This is a genomic window from Shewanella sp. 11B5 (assembly GCF_002836795.1).
Lineage (GTDB): Bacteria > Pseudomonadota > Gammaproteobacteria > Enterobacterales > Shewanellaceae > Shewanella > Shewanella frigidimarina.
In genome coordinates this window covers 1-3,704 of the sequence record NZ_PJAP01000630.1, presented here as the reverse complement: position 1 = coordinate 3,704, position 3,704 = coordinate 1, and the positions used below count along the sequence as shown (strand labels likewise).

Here is a 3,704-nt window from a genome sequence, read left to right as displayed (position 1 = left end):
AATTTATGTCACTGTTAGAGCAAGAGGTGAACCACTCTCATCGGGCTAAAAAGCAGCTGGCTATTGTGTTCTTAGATATCGATTTCTTTAAGCACATTAACGACAGTTTAGGCCATGTTATTGGCGACGAAATTCTCGTTGAATTGGCTAAACGCTTATCTTACGCTTTATCTGATTTTGACGTATTAGCACGTTTAAGTGGTGATGAGTTTGTGGTCATGTTGCCGAGCATAATGGGAACTGATTCTGTAACGTCATCGGTTGACCGTATTCGCAGTGTATTTGAACGCCCATTTATATTGGATAATACCCAATCAGTGCGTCTTACCGCCAGCATGGGAGTGGCGATATACCCAAGTGATGGTGATGATCACGACAGCTTATTACGAAATGCCGACGCGGCTATGCATCGTGCCAAGTTAGATGGGCGAAATAATTATGCCTTTTATACCGAGTCGATGACCAAGCAAGCTGTAGCACAATTAAAGCTGCAAAATGCATTACATCAAGCATTGGTTAATGAAGATTTTTATCTCGTTTATCAGCCTAAGTTGAAACTGTCTGATTTATCACCAAGTGGCTTTGAAGCGTTAATTCGTTGGTCAGATCCTGTCTACGGCAATATCTCTCCTGCAGAGTTTATTCCATTAGCAGAGAAGATTGGTTTGATTTGGGATATTGGTTTATGGGTTTTAAAGGCCGCTTGTTTACAAGGGGTGGAATGGCTAACTCAAGGTAAAATGTTTGAACGTATTTCGGTCAATGTGGCCAGCTTACAGCTGCAAAGAAATGATTTTGTCGATAAAGTGCGCTCGATTTTATTGGAAACCGGATTACCAGCCAAACATTTGGAATTAGAAGTCACCGAGTCTTGCATGATGAATGATCCAGACGCGATTATTCGTGATTTGAAATTGCTTGGCGCCATGGGCATTGCCTTGAGTATTGACGATTTTGGTACAGGGTACTCATCTCTCAATTATCTCAAAAAGTTACCGATTGATAAGTTGAAAATCGATCAATCTTTTGTCCGTGATATTCCTCATGATGTGAATAATACAGCGATTGCGAAAGCGGTTATTGCATTGGGACATGCATTGAATTTGCAGATTATTGCTGAAGGTGTTGAAACCGTCGATCAAGCAGATTTTCTGCGGCTCAATGGTTGTGATTTGGTTCAAGGGTATTTGTACAGCAAACCGCGATTGCCAGACGAGCTTAATGAGTTTTTACCGATGTTCCGTAATAACAATAACATAGTCAATGAGATTAAAGTAAAGTAAGCAAAAAGGCAGCTTACACAATATGTAAGCTGCTTTAATATCACCATTGCCATTTTGAGTACTGTATTAAGCGTAAATGTCTACGTTCACAGATGTTGAATTACCGTTGGCCGTTTCGGTATCATCACCATTATAAATACTGCTCAATGCCTCAAAGAAAATACTGCCGATGTCCTCGTCAGATAAACCTTCCGTTAGTGGTTTTAATTCATCTAACATAGATTTCAAAGACTCTTGCTGCTCGTCGGTTAATGATGACAACATGTCTGTGGTTAATTGCTGTTGATCATCAGACAATGTCGATACCGCAGTATCTAACCCTGGTGGGACTCCGCCTTTTGGTGGCGGTGGTCCATCAGGACGTGGAGGTCTTTGTGTGCTCTCTGTCGATGTCATTTGCATCGCAGTGTTACCACTAGTCACTTGCATATATACTCCTTTGGTATTCTCTGTAATCAATTTTTGATGAAACTACCTAGCAACATAGGATTGTTAATTACGTTGTTTTGGTGGTTGTTTCATATCATCAGGACCATTAGCAGGTACAGCAACAAGCTCGCCATCGATAATTTGGCAAGTTGCTTCAAGGGTGTCGCCACGCGGAGTGTCAAAACTAACCTGATCATTTTCAGCACTGTTAGCACAGGCTTCAACAGCTTCTTTAGGTGGTTTTCTATTATGAGGATTAGCATTAGCAGCGAAAGATGCAAATAACATAAAGCTAAGTACACCAATATAGATTGGCTTCAGGGTCATAGTGACACTCCTTGGTTAGGTAACTAAAGTCAATATAACCTAACAATGTGGAGTAATTGTGCAGAATTTGAGGAGATTTTTATCAGTTATTTATCGCGACTAGTTTGTGCTTATATAGCTGGTTATAATGTATTTTATGCAAATATCTCAAAAGCTTTTCTTGGCCTTCGTTGGCCTTACCAGTATTGTACTTATCGCCACGTTATCGTTAGCGAGGTGGAGTTTTGACCAAGGTTTTTTAGACTATATCAACGGATTAGAACAAGAGCGTTTACAGCATTTATCGGATGAGCTGTTGACACTTTATGCGGCTAATCCTGAAGCGCAAACCGCTCCATCAGTAATGACAGATCAACAATCTACACGAGTGTGGCAATCGATTAATCAAACAACATTAACACAAGTCATTTCGCTTCACGCTCCATTTCCAAAAAGAAATAGACCCGGCGACGCAAGACCGCCAAGACCTGCAGGTGATAATCGGCCTCCAATGGGACCTGATCGACGTTTAGGTCCTCCAAGGCAACGGCCACCATTTTCACCACCTTCTGGTCCACCGACGGGGTTATATTCTGCTGAACAACAGTTTATTAGCGGCGTTGATATTGGCAATGTGGATAATCGGATTAGCTTAACCTTGTTATTCAATGATCATATTGTGGGCTATTTATACAGTAGCCCTATTCGTGAAGTTGAATCTTCTTCCGCTACGGCCTTTTCACAGCAACAACGCTGGACCAGTGTCGGGATCGGTTTATTGTGTTTACTGCTTGCAAGTGCAATTGCTTGGTGGTTATCACGTTTTCTACTGATCCCAGTCAAACAAGTTATGCTGGGTGTATCGTATTTATCTCAAGGTAATTATGATGAACGTTTATCACCTCAGCGTGCAGATGAGTTGGGGCAATTAATGGCCAATATTGATCATCTCGCCATGACGCTATCGAAAAACCGCAGTGCTAAAAATCGTTGGTTAGCTGATATTTCTCATGAACTGCGCACGCCATTGAGTATTTTATGTGGTGAGATTGATGCGATTAAAGCAGGGATCAGAACGTTCGATAGCACTCAGCTTAACTCGCTTGAACAAGAAGTGCTGCGTATGAAGCACTTAGTCGATGATTTGTATGAACTGTCTTTATCTGATGTTGGTGGCTTACGTTATCATTTCCAACGAGTGAACGTCAGTGAGTCATTACAGAGCACGCTTAATAGTATGGCTACCAGCCTAGAAGAGAAAGGCCTAACACTACAAAGTCAGTTCCAGCCTGAGGTGTATTTATCTGCCGATGTACTTCGTCTTGAACAGCTATTTATTAATTTGCTAATGAATTCTATGGCTTACACAGACAGTCCTGGGGTAATCGATGTAAGATTATCACAACAAGCTAAAACAGTAATATTAACCATCAATGATACTAAGCCCAGTGCCAGCATTGAAGAGTGTGAACACTTGTTTGAGCCATTATACCGTCAAGACAGTGCCCGCACACGTCGTGGTAGTGGTGCTGGTCTTGGTTTAACCATCTGTAAGAATATTGTCGAAGCGCATGATGGCACCATTAAGGCCATCCCATCACCATTGGGTGGGCTTTGTATTGAAGTACAATTACCTATGCACAGGGAATGACTATGAGTGGACATGTTCATCAACAACCATTGACC

Annotated in this window: 4 protein-coding genes; 2 read left to right on the top strand and 2 right to left on the bottom strand. The window is 41.6% G+C overall.

Annotation, left to right across the window (positions count from 1 at the left end; all coding sequences use genetic code 11):
• On the top strand, window positions 1-1,283 hold a 1,283-nt coding region (locus CXF78_RS14525; protein ID WP_145991461.1), incomplete at its 5' end, for a putative bifunctional diguanylate cyclase/phosphodiesterase.
• A 66-nt stretch (window positions 1,284-1,349) separates the two neighbouring features.
• Here the strand turns inward: CXF78_RS14525 and CXF78_RS14520 are convergent.
• On the bottom strand, window positions 1,350-1,712 hold the full coding sequence (locus CXF78_RS14520) for a hypothetical protein (protein WP_102037205.1): 363 nt from the start codon (window positions 1,710-1,712) through the stop codon (window positions 1,350-1,352).
• A gap of 63 nt (window positions 1,713-1,775) precedes the next feature.
• Window positions 1,776-2,039: a hypothetical protein gene (locus tag CXF78_RS14515; protein ID WP_102037204.1), complete on the bottom strand. Its 264-nt coding sequence runs from the start codon at window positions 2,037-2,039 to the stop codon at window positions 1,776-1,778.
• A gap of 136 nt (window positions 2,040-2,175) precedes the next feature.
• Between CXF78_RS14515 and CXF78_RS14510 the strand changes: the two genes are divergently transcribed.
• Window positions 2,176-3,669: an ATP-binding protein gene (locus CXF78_RS14510; RefSeq protein ID WP_180957154.1), complete on the top strand. Its 1,494-nt coding sequence runs from the start codon at window positions 2,176-2,178 to the stop codon at window positions 3,667-3,669.
• Window positions 3,670-3,704 lie beyond the last annotated feature (35 nt).

Coding starts and splice junctions, on each gene's coding strand:
- CXF78_RS14510 (WP_180957154.1), top strand. CDS start 2,176: ATGCAAATATCTCAAAAGCTTTTCTTGGCCTTCGTTGGCCTTACCAGT.
- CXF78_RS14515 (WP_102037204.1), bottom strand. CDS start 2,039: ATGACCCTGAAGCCAATCTATATTGGTGTACTTAGCTTTATGTTATTT.
- CXF78_RS14520 (WP_102037205.1), bottom strand. CDS start 1,712: ATGCAAGTGACTAGTGGTAACACTGCGATGCAAATGACATCGACAGAG.